The sequence below is a fragment of the Selenomonas sp. oral taxon 126 genome (assembly GCF_001683335.1).
Taxonomy (GTDB): Bacteria; Bacillota; Negativicutes; order Selenomonadales; family Selenomonadaceae; genus Centipeda.
The window spans coordinates 2,856,853-2,876,564 of the sequence record NZ_CP016201.1; the positions used below are offsets into that span (position 1 = coordinate 2,856,853).

Here is a 19,712-nt window from a genome sequence, read left to right on the forward strand (position 1 = left end):
GTGCCCGGTGCCGGCGGCTTCGGATCAGTGCCCGGTGCCGGCGGTTTCGGATCAGTGCCCGGTGCCGGCGGCTTCGGATCAGTGCCCGGTGCCGGCGGTTTCGGATCAGTGCCCGGTGCCGGCGGCTTCGGATCAGTGCCCGGTGCCGGCGGCTTCGGATCAGTGCCCGGTGCCGGCGGCTTCGGCATCTTTACAGAGCCCTGTCCGTTCGATTCCTTCCAGTCCATATCAGCCCTTTTGAGCGTCTTGGAGGATGCGGTCAGCCCCTCGGAGATCGTCGCCTCTCCCTTCAGGTTCCGTTCACCGTTTTTATAACCGTCATAGTAGAGCTTTCCAGCAAGTGCATTGAGAGCCTTATATACCTGTGTTTCATTCGTCAGGTTGAGTCCGTTGCTGTCCGTCACCATTGTAACATAGGAGTTTGCTTCGGCCTTCTTGATGTGCACATCACCTGCTGTGTAATCCTCAGCTTTCGTACCGTCACCAACATGCTGGTAGATGAGCTTCATATTACCGGTGTAGGTGTCGATCGTCAGCTTGTGCGGATCGTTCTGCCTGAGGATGCCCTTGTCCGCCTGCAGACGCGTGACGCGGCTGTCGATGGAGATACCCTTGGCACTGTTGGACTCTCTCTTATGATGGTAGCCCCTGCCGACCTGCTTATGCTCCCATTCAGCGCCATTGGCGAGCAGCATGGACACATCGCCGGGGTTGTAGCCCCATTTGCCCAGTACACCGTCGATAATGCCGTTGATGTCGGTCGATACCAGTCCCTTGAAGAAGGAGTTCTTATTGTTCAGCCCCAGGACAACGTGACCGCCGCCCTCTGCGCTGATGTCGCCCGTGATCTGCACAGGACGCGTGTTCGAGGTAGCAACGACCTTGCCGTTTTCGAGCTTGGCATTGACCGATACCGTACCACGTGAGTAGGCGGCAATGGATGCGACATCCTTCCCCTTGATGATACCGCCGCCGATTGAGATCCGTGCGCCATGCGATTCGATCGCACGCCACATCCGCGAGTCAATGTCAACCAGCCCCTTGATGTCGACCTCTGCACTACCCGCATTCCTGCGTGCCTCGATCGCACCAAAGTCCTCACCCGTATTCTTCACACGGATTTTGACGGCATTCGCCGGATCATCGTCATTCTCGATAACGAGTTTTGCCTTGCCGTGCCCGCTCGGATGAGAGGGGTTCCCCGGATAGCCCATGACGAAGATTCCGCGCCCGTACAGGCTGCCCTTGGGATCAGACTCGATGGTCATACCCTTGACATTCTTGATGCGCAGCGTTCCGCTGTAGACGGTAATGGCATTCGGCGTGCGCTCCCAACCGGCGTTCGGTCCCTGTCCCGGCAGGAGGCCGTGACCACCGGGACCCGCCTGAATGTCGAGGCGATGACCGGTCATGTCGATCGAGCCGTCAACGTCGCCGTTCCAGTAGATCGTGCCGAACTTGTTGTCCTTTGCCGAGATGACAGGATTGTCCGCCGCACTGGTGATGAGCTTCATGTTCTTGCGGAAGGTATAGTTGCCCTTACCGTCATAGACGCCCTTCGCCTTCCAGTAGGCTTTCGTCTCGTTCGCATCGAAATTGGATTCGGCGATCTGCTTGTGAACGGTCTCCTCCGTCAGCGGATTCGTCTCCGTGGACTTCACATAGGCACGCCCGTTGGATTCCCAATAATCCATATCAGCTGTGCGCAGTGTCCGTGAGGAGCTTGTCAGACCTTCGGCAATGGATGCCCTGCCCTTGAGATTTTTCTCTCCGTCCTTTGCCCCTTCGTAGTAGAGCTTGCTTGCCAGAGCGTTGAGCGCCTTGCGCACCTGTGTCTCATCGGACATCGTGATGCCGTTGCTGTCCGTCACCATGGTGATTTCAGAGTTCGGTGCCGCATGTTTGATGTGCGTCTCGCCGAAGAACTTGGACGAGTCGAGATGCCCCTTGTCCGTGCCATAGTCCTCCGTTTCCGTACCGGCGTTCACATGGGAATAGTAGAGCTTCATGCTGCCCGAGAAGTTGTCAATCGTGATGTTCTTGTTGGATTTCTGGAAGATAGCGCCACCATTGGCTCTCAAATGCGTGAGATGGCTTTCGTCGAGCCGATCACTGCCGCTGCCCACCGACTCGTTGATCCACCGTGCCCCATTACCGAGGAAGAGTCGCGTATTGGCATTATACCCCGCCGTACCAATGAGCCCCCTGATGTAGGAATCCTTCGTGGCAAGCGCCGCGCCAAACGTACCGCCGTTAAACACGTTGCCGACTACGATGTTGCCTTCCACCTTCACATCGCGCGTATCGGAGACTGCCTTTACACCATCCCCGTCATCTTCCGCGTTGATGTAGACCTTGCCCCCCTTGGAAATCTGTACCGCCTTTGCATTGGGACCACGCGCGATGAGGGAGCCGCCGCCAATGCGGATCTCTCCGCCCTCGGCATGGAGGAGATCCGCCCCCTCCTGCTCGATGTCCACGAGCCCCTCGATCGTGACGCGTGCATCCGCGCCCTTCTTCTTCGCCATGATGGCGGCCGCCTTATCGCCGGCTGCCGTATTGCGAATCTTGACGATATGTTCCGGCGCGTCTCCATTTTTGATGACGAGATTTGCCGCCTTGCCGCCGCTGCCTTCCGCATAGATGGCACTCGCCGCATTCTTGCTGCCGCTGATGCTGATGTCTACCGATCCAGCATTCTTGACAGTAAGGCTGCCGCCCACGAGATGAATGCCCCCGGCACGCTTCGTATCGCTGTCCGCCGTCGATGTGAGCGTCAGCTTCTGCCCCTTCATGTCAATGCTGCCACCGGTGCGATCAAAGAGGATATTGCCCACTGTGCCGTCGATGGCGTACGGGCTCGTCGATGCCTTGGCATGGAGTGCAGCGCCCTTGGCGAAGGTGTAGTTCGCAGCATCGTCTCTGAGATTCTGCTGCTTCCACTTCTCCGTCTGCGCTGCACCGGCAGCCCCCAGCTCTGCGATCTGATCCTCCGTGTCCACGGGCTGCGGCACGGGCGGCGGTGTCGGCGTATCCGTCTTCACGCTGCCCTGACCATTCTCCTTCTTGAAAACGATCTCGGATGTTTTCAACTCTGCTGAGGAGGAGGTCAGCCCCTCGGCGATCATCGCCTTGCCTTTGAGATTGGTCAGACCGGAGGTTGCTCCATCGTAATAGAGCTTGCCCGCCAAGGCATTCAGCGCACTTCTGACCTGTGCTTCATTCGCCATGTTAATGCGGTTGTTGTCCGTCACCATCGTGATGAAAGAGCCCTGCTTCGCCGCGCTGATGGTTACGTCGCCCGCCTTGTAGTCCGTAGCTTTCGTCCCGTCGTTCTCATGCTCGTACATGACCTTCATGTTGCCGCGGAACTCATCAATATGAATCTTGCGCTGATCCTTCTGACGAATGATGCCGCCATCGGCGTTCAGACGCTTGACACGGCTGTCGCCCACCTCTGCTTTCCCGTTCTTATCCTGCATGACGTTGCCGTACTTGATATGCTCCCAAGTACCGCCGTTCTTGAGGACGAGATAGCCGTCGCCCTTTGCCAGTTCCCAGTTGTTCTGGGGCCACGTATAGAGATCTGTTGTATAGAGACCCTTGAAAATAGAGTTTGGCGTGACAAGACCGATATGGGCAGCCGCAGAACCTGCCTTTACCTGCACATCCCCATAGATCTGTACATCACGCCCCTCGTGCATGGGAACAACATTGCCATCGCTGTCCAGCTTGGCGTTGATGTATGCCTTGCCCGGCGAGTTGACATAGAGCGCCGCTGCACCGCTGGAGACAATCTTGCCGCCGCCGATGCTGAGCTCTCCTCCATCGACGACAATGCCGCGCGGTGCCGTTATATCGACCATACCGTCGATCGAAAGGCGCGCCGCGCCATTATAGCTCTCAAGGTAAATCCCCTTGTCTTTCGACTCGATCTTGACGGTGTGTGCCGTATCGCCCGCATTCTTGATGTGGAGATTTGCGTTGCCCTTTGTGCTGTCACCAACCAGATGAATACCGTTGTCATACGCCTTGATCGTCGTCGTGCCAAGCGACTTCATCGTGAGTGTGCCGCCATTCACGAGAATGCCCGTGGACTCGTTTCCGCGCCGCTCACCGGACTGCGTATGGGCATCGCCCTTGCCGGTGTCGATAGAGAGTGCATGTCCATTCATATTGATATTGCCATTTTTGTCCTTGCCCCAGAGGATGCCGGCAAAATCATAGCGACTGTATTCATTATGCGCCTTGACAGGGTTGTCCGCCAGATTGGGAGCGAGCGAGAGATCGCTTTGGAAATTGTAGGTGGAACCCGTGCGGACACCCTTTGCATCCCAATGCGACTGCTCCGTCGCCGCGCCCTCCCATGCACCTTCTGCGATCTGCTTGCCGCCGGTGGCAGGTGGTGGTGTGGGGGGTGTTTCCGGCTTCTTGACACTACCCTGGCCATTGGCCTTGAACGTAATATCACGCATATTGACGGAGGCGGAAGAGGCAGTCAATCCCTCGGCGATCATCGCCTTGCCCTTGAGATTCTTCTCGCTGCCTGCGGCATCGTAGTAGAGCTTGCCTGCCAGGGCGTTCAACGTCTTGTAGACCTGTTCCTCGTTCGCCGTATTGACATTCTGTCGATCCGTCACCATCGTGATGGAAGAACCTACGGCAGCCTTTTTGATATGCGTATCGCCCGCCGCATAGTGCGAGGCATCGGTGCCGTCACCCGTATGTGCATAGAAGAGCTTTGCCGTACCGGCATAGTGGTCAATGGTCAGCGGTCTGCTGTCCTTCTGGAAAATCGAGCCATTATGTGCCGTCAGATGTGTCACATGACTCCCGTAATTATCGCTTTCACGCCGATCGCCTACCGCCTGATTCTCCCAACGTGCGCCGTTCGCAAGAAGCAGACGCGAGTTTGCACTCCGTTCAGGGTGGTCGGTATCCTGATTCGTATAGATCAGCCCTTTGAGGTAGGAACGCTCCGTATTCAGTGCCGCACCAAAGACGGCATTCTCCCCATAAGCCGTGACATTTCCTTCCATCTGCACATCGCGGTCTGTGGACGTCGCTTTTATGCCATCCCCATCGACTGCTGCATTGATATAAGCCTTGCCTGCTGTACTAACGGTCACGGCTCCGCCTGTATTGCCCTTGGCGATGATGCGTCCGCCGCCGATACGAATTTCGCCGCCTGCCCCCGCTTCGAGGAGATAGTCGCCCTCCTGCTCAAGATCGACAAGTCCCTTGATGTCAACAAGCCCATTCGTTTTTGCACGAATGGCAGGAGATTTTTCGCCTGTTGTGGTATTGCGAATCTTCACGGCATGATCCGGGTTATTGTCATTGGAGATGACGAGTTTTCCAACTGTATCGCCTTTTCCCGAAACATAGATCCCTCCCATCGAACGACCGGTGCCGGAGATATTGATGTCTACGCCGCCCGCGTTCTTGATCTCCATGGTGTTGCCAATGGCAGCAATACCAACGGCAAACGGAGCTCTTGTTCCGTTGTCTGCCAATGTATGAAGGGTCAGTTTATGCCCTTTCATATCAATGTTCATTCCGGTGGATGCAGCCTCATAGCTTAGGAGAATATTGCCGCTAAAATATCTTTTCAGTTTTAACGGGCTGCTCCCCGTCTTGGCACGGAGCACGACATCCCGGTCGAAGGTATAGTTTCCGTTTCCATCGCTATAATTCTGCGACTTCCACTGAGCACTCTGGGCAGCGCTCGCCGCACCAACCTCGGCGATCTGCTGCTCGGTATCCAGTGCCGTCGATGGCGGCGCAGGTGGTGTTGTGCCGCCACCCGGGGTTGTGCCGCTGCCGCCCGGTGTGAGCGGAGGCAGTGGATCTGCCGCCGTGCCGGAGGCGCTACCCTTTCCATCCGTCTGAGAGAAGTTCATCTTCTCGACACTGAGCGAGGCCGACGATGCGGTCAGTCCCTCGGCGAGCATGACCCGTCCCGTGAGTTTATTCTCACCGTTCTTTGCCGCATCGTAGTAGAGCTTGCCCGCGAGCGCATTCAGCGTCCGATGCACGGCACTCGGATCGGTCGTTGTAACACCCGTACGGTCGGTCACCATCGTGACAAAGGAGCCGGCCGCCGCCTTCTTGATGTGCGTATCGCCCGCCGCATAGTGGGAGGCATCGGTGCCGTCACCCGTATGCTGATAGTAGATCTTCTGCCGACCTTCATACTCGTCGATCGTCAGCGTTCCCTTATCATTCTGGAAAATATGCCCCTCATTTCCGTTCGTGCTCGAGAGCTTGGCAAGCCGTGTGCCGCGTCCGCCATTCGACGTATCCCATGTCGCACCATTCTTCAGATAGAGCGTCGTGCTGCCATTCGTCGTCGCCTCGGTACCGCCCGTCCACTTGGAATCCACTCCATTTAGACCGAGGTATACCTCGCCCTGTCTGCCGCTCTTCTCCTCCATATGAATCGAGCCTGCAAGCACCGTCTTTGTCGTACCTGCATCCGTGCCGTCCTCGTTGACACCGAAATAGACCTTGCCCGCGCCGCGCAGCCACATGAGCCACTGATCACGCGCCTTGTTGTCCGCCACCTTGAACGTGCCGCCGCCGATGCGGACGATGCTGTTCGGCGCATCGTCGTACTCCGAGCCGAGCTGAATGCCGCGCTGGATCTTCTGATGGTCAATGTCCACGCTGCGGATATTGATGTTGTTGTCCTTGCCGAGGACATGGATGCCGTAGATGTTCGGCGATTTCTGGTTGCCAAGATTCGCCTCTGTCCAGTAGTGATAGAGATTGGCATCCGGCTTTATCGTAAACGTGCCGTTGAGGTTCAGCGTCGCCTGCCCCGGTGCCCAGATGCCGCGCGCTGCTTCCCTGCCTGCCCACAGCTCCTTGATCTCTACATCCGCATTGATGGTCGACCGCATCGGCCCTTTCGCGTACTCGTCGAAGCGGATGCCGCTCGTCGCGCCGCCCTGCTGGTTGGCATCCTTCCACTCGCCATGTGCAGCAATGGTGATGAGACGATTCGGTGCCGACGGATTGTCTTTATTGCTATGGATCGTGAGTGAGGCATTGCTGCGGATATAGATGCCGGACGCACGCTTGTCATGGCTCTTTAGTGTACGTATATCAAGACCGAGGTTATGCCCTGCCATATCAATCGTACGCATCCCATCGGCTTGGACAGCGCCGGTAGCCAGTCCCAGATTACTCTTATTCGCCTTGACCTGCGTATCTTCGGTCAGCGTCGTATCTTCTCTGATCGGGCCTCGATCCGCTGCCCACGCCGGCACCTGCCATGCACCGGCGAGCAGGGCTGCGGCGATCCCGAGCGCCAACCGCCTCGTACGCGCTGTGTTCTTCATGTCGAATAATCTCCTTTCGTGTCATGCAGACGGGCACGCCATCTGCATCTGTCAAGCAAATCGCCGTAATCAGCGATTCCCTAAAAGCCAACCAGCTTTCTGTGCAGCACTCTGTTCTCACTCCTTCCGAGCATTAAAAACGCGACACAAAAGAGCACCTAAAATCTGTGCAAAGATAACGATGTCATCCTGACACACATTCCAGCTGCATCATCTTGTATCGCGCAAGTGACGCAAAACCAAGGAAACAGGTGGCACTCTGACTTAGTTCATCATCCTCCCATCTCTTTGTGAGAGACGTACGATGGCAGGACTCCCCATACAGTTGCGGAACAGCTCCGGATTCACACCGGATTCCCCACACGCAGCCTTGCGGCTTCTATTTCCCGTATATGAAATTGTCTAAAACTCTTTGGAGCGGATAATGAAAGCCCCTGATTAGAAGCTCTGCTCCACGCCGATCATAAAGTTGCGTCCGGGCGCTGTCCACCACTGACCTGCAGAACCCCACTTCACATTAGAATGTTCGGCATAGAACTGATTGAAGATATTGTTGACCTTTAGATAGACCTTCGTCGTATCGGCGACTTGATAGTTCATCGCCAAATCAAAGACCCAGTAATTATCCGTTGGAAACGCACCGCTCACAGGACCCGACCGTCCGACAAGGCCGCGCGCAAGGAGAGAGGAGTCGAAGTCACGGTTGCGGTAGTCCACACCGATGTTCCACTGATCTGATGGCAGATAACCGTCAACATTCACGCCACGCTGCGCCGTCTTTCCAACATGTGTCTGTGTATAGCCAAGGCGCGCCCGCAGATGCGAATCAATGCGTTTTGCGAATTGCAGCGACCAGCCATGCGCGTCCTCATCTCCGACATTGATGTTTTGATACGTGACAGGATGATAACCGATGCGATCCTTCGAGTGACGCTTGAAATAGCTCGCCGTAAGGCTCAGCCCTCTGCCAAAATCATGCGCAATGCCGATCTCCTTGGTGTTGCCCGACTCAGGTTTTAGATTTGCATTTCCATATGTCGGCGCATAGAGCTGATTCGGCGTCGGCGTGATAAAGTACTCGCTATAGGAAACATAGGCGTGCGTCATCGGGTCGATGTCGTAGCCGAGACTGACGCTCGGGCTGTTGTGGCTGCCGAACGCAGAGTTGCTGTCATGGCGAATGCCCGCCGTGAGCTTCAGTGAGGGCAGAATGCTCCACTGATCCTGCAAATAGAAGGAACGGTTCAAAAGCGTGCGGTCATCAATGCTGGCACGTCCACCGTTCTTGATCGTCGTATCGTCCTTCGTAAACTCAAATCCTGTGGTCAATAGGTGATCGCCAAGCTGCTTGTCGAACTGGTCGCTGAATCGCCATGTCTGAACTTCAAAATCATAAAAAGATGCTACAGGCAAATGTGTCAACCAATCGAAACTATGAGTAGTAATGTCATATGAGTATTTACTCTGTGAAATGCTCATCTGATTCTTCGTTGTGTCGTCAATCTGCACATTCCAGATCAGACTGCCCTCGGAATAGTCATAATTCCCACGATTGATAGGAAGCCCCTGCTGATTCTCATAGAGCGCCTGATAGCGATCCGAGTCCTTGTAGGAGCGGAAGTTGAGGCTCAGATAGGACGCCTTGCTGAGATCCTTACCGAAATGCAGACTGACCGAGTCGGCATCGAGCTCGGATGGCACCTTGTTGCCATGTGCATCCTTGAAGTCGCTGCTCTTATCCTTCTGGTACTTAACGCGCCAATCCCAGCCGTTCGCAGCGCCCTCGTTCGCCACACTGTAGAGCTGACGACCATAGCTGCCATAGGCAGCTTCCACTGTTGTCTTTAGGCGATCAGCCTTCTTCGTGATGATGTTGATGACGCCGCCCTTTGCATCCGAACCGTAAAGCGTCGATGCCGAGCCATGCAGCACCTCAATGCGCTCAATACCGCTGAGATCCTTCATCGCGGATGTGAGAGATGCGGCAAAGCCCCCTGCATAATTCTGCCGTACGCCGTCAATGAGAAGAACAACATCCTCTGAACCATTGATATAGAACTTTGTGCTGTTGTTATATCCCGCCGGCGCATACTGATTGACAGTAACACCCGGCACATCGCGCAGTACCTGTGTGAGATCGGTATAGTGACGACGCTCGATGTCTCTGCCTGTAATCACCGTGATATTCGCATCTGCCTTCAGTTCCTTGTTCGGCGTGCGCGTTGCAGTGACAACAGTCTCTCCAAGCGAATGCTCATTTGCAGCAGCATCTTCATCTGCTGCAAACACTTGCCCCCCCCCCACGGACATTGCTCCAAGGGTAAGTGCTGCCGCCACAGTCATGCGGAGCTTTTTCCCGGAACGCAACTGCTTCATTCTGAATCTCCTCCTAAAATCAAAAACCTTCCTGCCACAGGGCAGTTTCCCTTATCTATACCACAAAGCGATCTGTGTCTGTGGATAGAAAACATATCTAATAGTCACACTTTTACATATGAATAAATATGAACAAATGCCCTCTTCCTGCATTACAGGAAGAGGGCACAATTCAGTCATGAAAAAGAAACAATAGCCAAATCCCTTCCCCATCACTCGCAGGTAATAACAGTGATTGTCAATCAGGCAGTTCTCCTGGCTTCAGTTCATCGCTCGCCTGCGTCTTCCCGGGAGATTCATCCCCAGTGACAATTCGGAAGCACTGATTTACGCATCGTGTTCCTGCAGGTTTGCTCGCTGTTACAGTGGCGGGACCGCTCCGGCATATACCGGATTCTCTATTGAGTCTTTCGACACCTGATCCAATAGAATATTCAGTTTTCTAAAGTTCTATGAATGAAAGAATAGCATTGAATTATATGCTTGTCAAGCAGAGAATATACTGAAAAGATTATTTTTTATATAAAACGCGCTATAAAAATCCCAAAGCATAGCGCTGCGTACGTAATTTGGACTCCCAGTCCGCACGTGAGCGCTGCAAAAACTCATGGACAAAATAATCCGGCTGAATGGTGTCCAAAATCCACCGCGCCGCGTCTGTCCGAAACGGCTCATGCCGATCCACGTGCAGGACATAGTCCATCCCCTCTCTCCAACTGAGGGAGCGATGCGTTCCTTGATGGCGGCGCATCATCTCGCGTGTATACATTCCGGAGAGTGATTGGTGCAGATGAACGCCATAGATGCGCCTGCCCACCTCGCCAAGCTCACGGTAGACCTTCAACACATACGCAGCCCCCTCCGCCTCACTCTTCAGATTGAGGTTCGTATTCATCAGATGCCCTGTATCCAGCATAAAGCCCGTATCGGCATAGTTCACCTGCTCGAGCAGCATCGCGGCAAGGTGCGGCTGACGGAAGGTTAACCCCGGCCACCAGAGATTTTCGAAGAGCAGCCTGCATCCCTGCGGGATTTCGGGAACAAGCTCATTGACGAGCTCGATTGTCGCGCGAATGACATCCTCATCCGATGCAGAAAATTCCCGCGTATACATCTCCGATGTGCGATTGTGGGCGACGTGGAAGACAAGATAGTGCGGCTTGCATTCTGCCGCCTGCCGCAGATTTTGCTTCCACGCCTCCACCCAATCGGCAACATCCAGAGAGCCATAGTAGGCACGAATGTTCTTCTCGCTGCCGAGTTCCGCCATGAGCGCCGCGCGATCCCCGCGCCAAAAATCCAGCCACGTCGGCCAGAACATGAGATGCACGCCCTTAATGAGTTCCTCGGGGTACATCCTGCGATCCCAGGGAGCACAGCGCATGAACTCGATGCCGTCCAGCCCGTGTTCGCGTAGGATGGCAGGGAGCGTCTCTGCATTATTTTGAAGCAGGTTCTCCACATCGCAGTCTGCGTTGGAGAGATTTGTCAATTCAAGCATAGGGCACCCATTTCTACAATAGTTAAAATATGAGGATGATGCTAATATTTTAACATTATCCTCATATTCTGTAAACAAAACTATTGTTCTTTAGAATTTATAGTTATAGCTTAGGAGGTAGTTGATCGGGGCGCTGTGATAGCGGTTGCTGCTGCTGTGCATCGTCGAGTCATCGCGGTTGAGCACATTATCAATGCGCAGACTGATCTCGCTATTCTCATCAGGCGCATACGTCGTGTTCCACGTTGTGAGCAGATAGGGCTTGACCGGAACCGGCGTATCTCCCGACGGAAGAATCACACGACTTGCCAGATAGGATGCGGAAAGGGACGAGTTCCACTTGTCTTTTCGGTAGGTTATGCCACCCGTAAGCTGCACCTTGCCAAAGGTACGATACCAACCGCCCTGTCGTTTGGAGCTGTTCGACTGTGGATTCTGCCATGTCACGCCCCAGTTGTAAGAGAAACCATCCTTTCCGCGAATCTCATCGGACACCTCGATCCCCGTATTGCGGAAATCCTCGTTCTCATAGATATAAGATATTACGCCGGCCTTCTTTGACGCGGTTGCCGTGATATTATCCTTGATATCGACATGGAAAAGCGCCGCTTTCCATGTGTGTCCGCCATAATTCGCCTTCCATCCGATTTCATAGTTGAGGCCCTTCTGGGGTCTCAGATCCGGCGCAGCTATTTGGCTGTCATTTTTGGGGTACATCTGGGAGAAGGTCGGCATCTCAAAGGACTGACTGATGTTCAGATAGATGCTGGTGTCACGGTCGAGCTTGTGCAGCCACTGTGCCGATGCACTGAGGTTGCTGTAGTTCTGTCCCCGTGTAGCCCCCGTTGTCCATGTCTCGCGCAGACCGAAGATACCTGTATTTTTCTCATCGAAACGCTGCTCCCACTGCCCGTATGCGCCCCAGTTGTTGCGCATAAAACGTCCTGTTTTATTCAACCCCTCTGCCTGCGTCACATCATAAATCTCATGTTCCCCTTTGATGCCCGCAATCGCAGTGGATTTATCCCCGATGCGCCACGTCCGCTGCACATCCATGCCGAGCGAGCTGTTTTTCTCACTGGTATTGTATGCTGTCGATGTTTTCTGGCCCGGTGTGGAGATATAGGTAGTGCCAATGCCCTCTGCTGTGCCTGTGTTGAAGTACAGGCTGCCCTTCCAGTCCCGATCCTTATAGTTTAACTGCGTCGTATAACGATCGGTTGTATATTTACGCGCATTATACGGATCTCCTGCCTTGATCCCCGCCGTGCTGAGATCGACCTGTGTAAATGTGCGTGTGTAGCGCACCTCATTTTTATAATAGCTTAGGAGAAAGTCGAGGCGCGGGTTCACCTGATAGGTCAAGCCCACACTTTCCTGTTTGATGTCGTGAATGTCTGTGCGCTGCTCCCCTTGGAACGTCTGCTTCTTCTTATCTTTCCTCGCCACTTCATCATAGTAGAGGCCGTCCCTGCGGCCAAATTTATCAAAATTGTAATAGAGACCGAAACGCTCATCTCCGACACTCACGCCGTAGCTGCGCTGTCCATAGTTGCCGAAGCCCACATGAACTGCGTTCTCCATCCGCTTCTTCGTGATGATATTGATCACGCCGACCATCGCCTCACTGCCGTAGAGCACAGAGGAGCCTCCCTTGACGATCTCGATGCGCTCGATGCTGCTCGCGGGGATGGCATCAAGGTTGTATTTGCCGCGCCACGAAATCGGATTCCCATTCATCAGAATAAGCGTACCTCCCCGAAATCCGCGCAGGTTCACCTCATTCGTCATCACGCCCTGTGCCGCGCCGGCAGGTCCGAAGGCTTTGTAGGTAAATCCGTTCACCTTTTGCAGGACATCCGATACACTCGCCGCCCCGCTGTCCTTGATCTCCTCCGCCGTAATGACCGTCGTTGCAGCAGGCACATCGACATCCCGCTTCTGCGTGCGTGTCGCCGTCACAACGACCTCGCCGAGCGAGTAGGTCGGCATCAGCTCATCACCCTCCATCTCCGACTGTGCCGCATAAACCTGTCCCGTCATCGCAGAGAGCGCAATAGCGGCTGCAAGAAATCTTTTGTTCCACATCTTCATATTTATTCTCCTTCACTGAAAACCATAAATTAATTCAACTGAAAGCGGAAGGTCTTTGTCCAGATACCTCGCCGGCCATTATCCCCCGGATTGAATTGGAATCGCCATCCTGCAGCGATTGCCGCGCGATCCATCGCGCGGAAACCCGACGACGATGTAACAGAGACATCCTCCACAGCGCCGTCCGCCGCCACGAGGATATTGATTGTGACCGAGCCCTCGACATCATCGTCGATGAGTTCCTGCGGATACTCCGGCCGTGCCTCTGCGCGCAGGCTCGCCTCAACGCGTTCCTTTGGCGGCTCGGCAGCAAGCCCGGAGTCGTCCCCACCATCTCCGACGTCACCGCCGCCTGTGTCCGCGCCGGAAGCACTGCCCACACCGGCGGCACTGCCCGCACCGACGACGGGAGTACTGCCTCCGCCGCCATTGCTTTCCGCAGCTGCCTGACCTGTCGATGCAGCCGGCGCCCTGCTCTGCACTGTGCGCGATGTGTTCTGCACGGGACGCTGTTCCTGCCGCTCCTCCTGCACGACAGTTTTATCCTCCAAGACAATGTCATCGGGGAAGCTCACGGCAGGTGCGGCGGGTGCGGGAGCATCGCTCGCCGCAGAGCCCGCATTCCCGCCCCCATCATAGAGGAATACATCAATCGGCGGATGCTGCACCGCAGTGGGCGCTGCAGCGGAGAAGAGCCCCATTGCAGCCGCGAGCAGGAAGAGCACGAAATGCAGCCCGAGGGAGAGTCCGAACGCCTTCCTCTGTTCGTAGTTTTCGATCATATTCTCTTCCATTCAGACCGTCGCCTTCATATGTCTGCGCAGTAGATAGAGAAAGTACGGCGTGCCGATGAATGCGGTCATAATGCCGACGCGGATCTCCATGCCAGGGAGCAGGATGCGCCCCAGAGAGTCGCAGAGCACGAGGAATACCGCCCCCGCCAACATGCTTGCAGGGAGAAGCCTCCGATGATCGGGGCCGATGACGAGCCGCATCATATGCGGCACGACGAGTCCCACAAAGCCGATGTTGCCGCTGATGCAGACGCCCGCCGCCGTTGTGAGCGAGGCAAGCACGAGGAAGAGCAGTCGGAACGCAGTCACAGGCATGCCCGCCGCACGCGCCTCCACCTCGCCGAATGCGAGCAGATTGAGATGACGCGCGAGGAGCACCATAACGGCTGCACCGATGCCGATCGGCCCGATGCCGAGCAGGACGTGATCCCAGCGGCGATAGTCGAGACCGCCGATCGTCCAGAAGAGATACTGCTGCATCTTCTGCTCGTTCATCACCGTGAGGATCGCCGCCGTACATGCGGCGAGAAACATACCCACAACGACGCCCGAGAGCAGGAGTGTCATGACGGGAATGCGCCCGTGCCGCATCGACAGGGACACGGTGAGGCTTACCGCGAGCATGGAGCCCGCAAAGGCAAAGGCGGGCAGAGAGAGGACGCTACCTGCCGTCACCCCGATGCCGATTGCGAGCACGGCACCGACCGAGGCGCCGCTCGACACGCCGATGATGCCGGGATCGGCGAGCGGGTTGCTGAAGATCCCCTGCAGGACGGCGCCCGAGACGCCGAGCCCCGCACCGACCATCATGCCGACGAGCGTGCGCGGCAGACGGATGTGCCAGAGCACCGCCTCCTGTTCGGGCGTTACAACGACATCCGTGAGAATCGGCAGCCCTGCCGCATGGGCAAAGGAGGCGATGACCGCCTCCATCGGGATGTCGTACTGCCCCGAGCTCATGGAGAGCACGACGGCAAAGAGGAGCGCGCCGACAAGCGCACAGAGGAAGAGCCGTGTGCCGTAGATTCGTTTCACTGCAACGCCCCCCTCCCATCCGCAGAGCCAAGAATCACCGAGAGCAGCTGCTCCTTCTCCGCTCCGCCCTCCTCTGCCTCCGTATAGACCTCCGCGTGATGGGTCATGGGGTTCTCCACCACACGCACGGGCGCGCCGTACGCGCGCGTCAGGAGTTCATCCGTCAGCACCGCCTGCGGCGTACCGTCCGCGAGAAGCGTCCCGCGCCCGATGAGGAGGAGGCGCGAGCAGAAGCGCGCGGCGAGACTCAGCTCATGCGCAACGAGCAGAACGGTCTTGCCCGCCGCACAGAGCTCGCGGCAGAACCGAAAGATCTCCTCCTGATAGATGATGTCCAGCCCCGTTGCAGGCTCGTCGAGGAAGAGCACAGGCGTCTGCTGTGCGAGCACCTTTGCGAGCAGAACGCGCTGCCGCTGTCCCCCCGACATGGCGTGCAGGGGCTTTTCCGCAAGCTCCAGAACACCCGTATACGCCATACATGCCTCGGCAATCGCAAGGTCGTCCGCCTTTTCCTGCCGCCACCACGAGAGATAGGGATAGCGCCCCGCAAGCACAATGTCGCGCGCCGTATAGTCGAAAGTCATCTCCACATGCTGCTGCAAATATGCCGCACGCCGCGCGAACGCCTTCGCATCGAGCGCCTCGATATTCTCGCCCATCAGGAGGGCTGTGCCGGAGAGCTGCGGGAGAATGCCGCGCAGCGTCTTGAGCAGCGTACTCTTGCCCGCGCCGTTCGGCCCGATCAGCCCGACCATTTCACCTGCGCGCACGCTGAACGACACATCTGCGAGGATGACGTTCCCGTTGTAGCCCGCATAGAGTGCTTCCGCGCGGATCATTTCGTTCAAATGGTGCCTCCCCTCTTCATCACTCGACTGCCGAAAGATGCTCATCCTCGGGCTGCTTGAATGCATCGCCGTAGACGCGGTAGGCGATCTCCTGCACGCCGAAGACGAAGTCCTGCGAGCAGTTGTAGAGATAGCCCTCGAACGGCTCCTCAAATGCCTGATTGCGGATTGCCTTCATCGTCTGCAGGGACGGGTCGTCCAGATAGTCCCTGCGGAATGCCGCAACGTCATAGTTCCCGTGGTCGTTGTACGTCGGCAAAAAGAGGATGTCGGGATCAATCTGCACGAGCTGTTCCTTCGTCATCACCTGAAAATCACGGATGCCCAGCTCCGCGCGTCCGTTGATGACGCCCGCATAGCGACACGCCTCATCGAAGCTGCTGCCAAGCCCGCCGTAGCCGCCCATGAGCGAGATGAGAACGACGCGCTTACGCTCTGTCTGCGGAATCTTTGCCACTTTTTCCTGAATCTCCGCGAGCTTTGCATCCATCATCGCGCGCAGCTTCGCCCCGCGCTCCGGCACGCCCGCCGCTGCCGCGAGGAGGTCGATTGTGTCGCGGATCTCCGCAAGATTCCGTGCGCCCTTGCAGACAACGACCCTCAGCCCCGCCTCGCGCAGAGACGGCACCATTGTGAGGTCGCCCCAGTCCGGAACGACGACGAGATCAGGCTGCAGCGCTATGATCTCCTCCACGGTCGGATTGCCAATGCGCTGCGGGATGCCCTTGACGAGTCCCGTCACATTCGAGCTCACGGGGTCATCGAGGAGGCTGTTGACCGCCGCTATGCGGCTCGGCTCAACGATGCCGAGCATCGTCTCGTCCGTGCTCATCGAGAGCGTAATGATACGCTTCGGCGGCTCAGGGAAGGCGACCTCGGTGCCCTCGATGTCCGTGACCGTGTACGCCGCAGGCTTTTCCTCTGCGGCATTCGGTGTGCCACAGGCGGTAAGGACGGCGCAGAACACGCAGAGGAGGAGCAACATAATTCTTTTTTGAAGCAAAATATCCCCTTCCCTTCCTGATTGATTACTTGTGAATTATACCACAAAAAGATTGCATGAGAGCATTTCTACGAAAGTATAATCTTTCGGCGCAAAATATTTCCGTTCCACAGCTGCTCTTCGATATGACGTGCGCCGCGCAGCCCCATGAAAGGACTGTCTGTCAGATGCAGGAAGTCCTGTACGGGATAGGCGACGGGAAGATACTGCGCGTGCTGCGGCCGGATGTGTGCGGACTCGTTGCTGCTGCCGAGGAGAAGTCCATTCTCCATACCGTCGAGCAACGCCTGTATGCGCAGGGCATCCGTCTCCCCCGGAATTTCATCTGCAATACGGGCAGCGTCCTGCGCACTCTCCGCCTCTGCCACAACGGCGAGATGGCAGATGTCCGCCCACTCCGTACGCAGGGCATGCGCAAGCCCCCACGCCGTAGATGCGGGCGCACGGATGACCGCCGTGTCATAGCGGAGCTCGCCCCAGAGCATCTTGCACTCGTTGATGCGCAGGAAGTCCTCGCGTGTAACGCGCTCGATCTCCACCTCCGCTGCATCGCCATGCGGAGGCGGCAGTGCGTGCGCGATCTCCTGCATCCACCGCCGCGTGCCCGCGCGTCCATAGGGCGGGAGCGGCGCAACATAGGGCATTCCGTACGGTTCTTCGAGCAGCTGCCCGCTGCCGCGCCCCAGTTCTCCGTGCACAACAATGTTCAGCGCCGCCTGTGTGAGATGCGGAATGTCCGCAGCCGTCATATCATTGCCGAGGACGGCGTTCACCGCATAGCCTGCCGTCTCAAGAATGCGCACGAGCTCACGCGCATCGTTCGCGCCGTTGTAGTAGGCGTCCGTCATCCCGATCAGATTGACTGCATGAGATTGTGCCGCAGTACGCTCCAAAGGCAGCGTCTGAAGCGTCGCACGCGCCGCTTTGTCCCAGCCATCGGCAAAACTCCCGACAAGCCCGCTGCTGTCAAGTGCAATGATCGGACAGGAGAGCCCCGCCCCGCGCGCAATCGCCTCGATGTCGTCGCCGATCAGCCCCGCCGCACAGCTGCTCACGATTGCGAGCAGGGCGGGCGGCTGCTCCACATACGGTGCAAGCGCCTCCTGCAGATACTCCTCCGCGCCGAATACAATTGCGTCATTGTCGAGCTGCGTGCAGACCATGCGATGCGAGATCGTACTCTGACTGTGCTCAATGTGCCGCATGGCAAAGTAATAGCACCAGAGAGGGCCGTTGACCACAATGACGGCATCTCGGATCCCCGCGAAGAACGCCGACGCACCCGCGAGCGCACAGGTGTCGGTATACATGCAGACATCGTCGAAGGATTTTTCCCGCTCACCCATAGATCAGCCCTCCCCTGCTCTCGTGTCGGTGCAGTATCTGCCGCATATCGTCCAGCAGCCGCCGCTCCATCGACCAGCCGACCGATGGCAGGAGCGCGAGGAAGAGCTGGCGCAGCTTTGCATCGACGAGCTCATGCGTCGTGAGGACAAAGTCCGCCCCATGCAGCAGCTCGTCCGCCCCCGCATCTCCCTCGTAAAAGACAGGTGCATCCGTCAGCCGGCGCACTTCCTCCTCCATCACGGCGCGCCGCTCGGGCAGGAAGCAGTCGAGCAGAACGACACCGCTGAGGAGAATGCCCGCCTTGCCAAGGAGACGCAGGATGATCTCGGGCTGAAACCAGCTGAGATCGCGCCCAATCGCCAGTGCACAGCTGCGCCCCGCAAGATCGGCACGCGCCTTCTCCACAGCAGCGGCAAAGGACGCCTCCTCTGCTGCAATCGCACGCTCCGCCTCCTCCGTGCGCCCGCAGAGCTCTCCGACACGCCGCAGCCAGAGCTTCGTCTCCTCTGCGCCGACCGCATAGACATCGGCGAGATACGGCGTGCCGAAGCGCTCCTTCATATGCGCAGCAAGTTCAATGAGCTGCGCCTGCTTCTCGTCGTCCATGCGCCGCCCGAGCAGAATGATAAGCTCCGCCTCCGGCACCGCCTGCATCTCATCGAGGCTGAGATAGGACGGGAACTGCGCCGTGACGCGCAGGTCGAGCAGCGAAAGCAACCGCCGCAGCTCGCGCGCATGCTCCCCGTGCATGCCGCCGCAGTCGCCGAGCAGGACAACCGTGCCCTCCCTGCGCTCGGTGGGCTGCATAAAGCGGTCGACAAGCGCCCGCGCGGCATCGAGATAGCCCGCATAGTATTCGCCGTCGAGGAAGCCGTGCGCCGACACCGCCGTGATGGGCAGCCCGAGCTCCGCCTCCATCTCCTCGGCAATCGCCTTCGTATCATCGCCGATCACGCCGCTGACGCAGGAGTTTGCGATAAAGACAGCCTGTGGATGATACTTGTCCACGGCAAAGCGGATGCATTCGCGCAGCCGCTCCTCCCCGCCGAAGATCGCCTCGCTCTCCCCGAGTCCGCTCGTCAGGAGCGGCACAGGCGAGAGGCGCACGGATGTCCCCGCCGCAGTCAGGCGGTGAAAGCTGCTCACGTCCATGCCGTGCGCAATGTGCGCACAGGGGCGCGGACTGTGAAAGATGACGACAGCGCCGCGCACAAAGGACAGCGCGCGCCAGACGCCCGGCATGCTGCAGCTGCAGTTCGTGCGGCGTATGCCGACGCGCTTTACTTCAATTCCCATAGCGCTCCACCAGTTCCTCGAGCTCCTCGAACACCATCGGCGTCGGCACGGTCAGCATCTCATTCGTATCGA

The 19,712-nt window shown here is 57.2% G+C and carries 10 protein-coding genes and 2 riboswitches; all 10 genes read right to left on the reverse strand.

What is annotated here, in order from left to right:
- Positions 1-7,346 (reverse strand): proline-rich domain-containing protein (locus tag AXF19_RS14470; protein WP_172837334.1); only part of this gene is annotated, 7,346 nt, incomplete at its 3' end.
- A 229-nt stretch (positions 7,347-7,575) separates the two neighbouring features.
- Positions 7,576-7,748, reverse strand: a riboswitch (cobalamin riboswitch).
- A gap of 36 nt (positions 7,749-7,784) precedes the next feature.
- Positions 7,785-9,722, reverse strand: a complete 1,938-nt coding sequence (locus AXF19_RS13130; protein WP_066849870.1) for a TonB-dependent receptor plug domain-containing protein — start codon at positions 9,720-9,722, stop codon at positions 7,785-7,787.
- A 228-nt stretch (positions 9,723-9,950) separates the two neighbouring features.
- A riboswitch (cobalamin riboswitch) is annotated at positions 9,951-10,158 on the reverse strand.
- Positions 10,159-10,254: 96 nt separating this feature from the next.
- Entirely contained in the window at positions 10,255-11,223 is a 969-nt protein-coding gene (locus tag AXF19_RS13135; protein WP_066849872.1) for a TIM barrel protein, read from the reverse strand.
- A 90-nt stretch (positions 11,224-11,313) separates the two neighbouring features.
- Positions 11,314-13,317 carry a TonB-dependent receptor plug domain-containing protein gene (locus AXF19_RS13140; protein WP_066849875.1) on the reverse strand — a complete coding sequence of 668 codons (2,004 nt, stop codon included), beginning with the start codon at positions 13,315-13,317 and terminating at the stop codon, positions 11,314-11,316.
- A 29-nt stretch (positions 13,318-13,346) separates the two neighbouring features.
- Complete coding sequence (locus AXF19_RS13145; protein WP_084784841.1) at positions 13,347-14,111, reverse strand: energy transducer TonB; 765 nt, start codon at positions 14,109-14,111, stop codon at positions 13,347-13,349.
- Entirely contained in the window at positions 14,112-15,146 is a 1,035-nt protein-coding gene (locus tag AXF19_RS13150; protein ID WP_066849878.1) for a FecCD family ABC transporter permease, read from the reverse strand. It abuts the gene before it with no gap.
- Positions 15,143-15,985, reverse strand: a complete 843-nt coding sequence (locus tag AXF19_RS13155; RefSeq protein ID WP_237141755.1) for an ABC transporter ATP-binding protein — start codon at positions 15,983-15,985, stop codon at positions 15,143-15,145. Before AXF19_RS13155 ends, AXF19_RS13150 begins: the two co-directional genes overlap by 4 nt.
- A 28-nt stretch (positions 15,986-16,013) precedes the next feature.
- Positions 16,014-16,979: an ABC transporter substrate-binding protein gene (locus AXF19_RS13160; protein WP_172837428.1), complete on the reverse strand. Its 966-nt coding sequence runs from the start codon at positions 16,977-16,979 to the stop codon at positions 16,014-16,016.
- An 86-nt stretch (positions 16,980-17,065) separates the two neighbouring features.
- Positions 17,066-18,343 carry a nitrogenase component 1 gene (locus AXF19_RS13165; RefSeq protein WP_066849887.1) on the reverse strand — a complete coding sequence of 426 codons (1,278 nt, stop codon included), beginning with the start codon at positions 18,341-18,343 and terminating at the stop codon, positions 17,066-17,068.
- A complete protein-coding gene (locus AXF19_RS13170; RefSeq protein WP_066849889.1) occupies positions 18,336-19,640 on the reverse strand; it encodes a nitrogenase component 1 in 1,305 nt (434 codons plus the stop codon). The genes AXF19_RS13165 and AXF19_RS13170 overlap by 8 nt, the downstream gene beginning before the upstream one ends.
- Positions 19,641-19,712 lie beyond the last annotated feature (72 nt).

Coding starts and splice junctions, on each gene's coding strand:
- AXF19_RS13140 (WP_066849875.1), bottom strand. CDS start 13,317: ATGAAGATGTGGAACAAAAGATTTCTTGCAGCCGCTATTGCGCTCTCT.
- AXF19_RS13130 (WP_066849870.1), bottom strand. CDS start 9,722: ATGAAGCAGTTGCGTTCCGGGAAAAAGCTCCGCATGACTGTGGCGGCA.
- AXF19_RS13145 (WP_084784841.1), bottom strand. CDS start 14,111: ATGGAAGAGAATATGATCGAAAACTACGAACAGAGGAAGGCGTTCGGA.
- AXF19_RS13160 (WP_172837428.1), bottom strand. CDS start 16,979: ATGTTGCTCCTCCTCTGCGTGTTCTGCGCCGTCCTTACCGCCTGTGGC.
- AXF19_RS13155 (WP_237141755.1), bottom strand. CDS start 15,985: ATGATCCGCGCGGAAGCACTCTATGCGGGCTACAACGGGAACGTCATC.
- AXF19_RS13135 (WP_066849872.1), bottom strand. CDS start 11,223: ATGCTTGAATTGACAAATCTCTCCAACGCAGACTGCGATGTGGAGAAC.
- AXF19_RS13170 (WP_066849889.1), bottom strand. CDS start 19,640: ATGGGAATTGAAGTAAAGCGCGTCGGCATACGCCGCACGAACTGCAGC.
- AXF19_RS13165 (WP_066849887.1), bottom strand. CDS start 18,343: ATGGGTGAGCGGGAAAAATCCTTCGACGATGTCTGCATGTATACCGAC.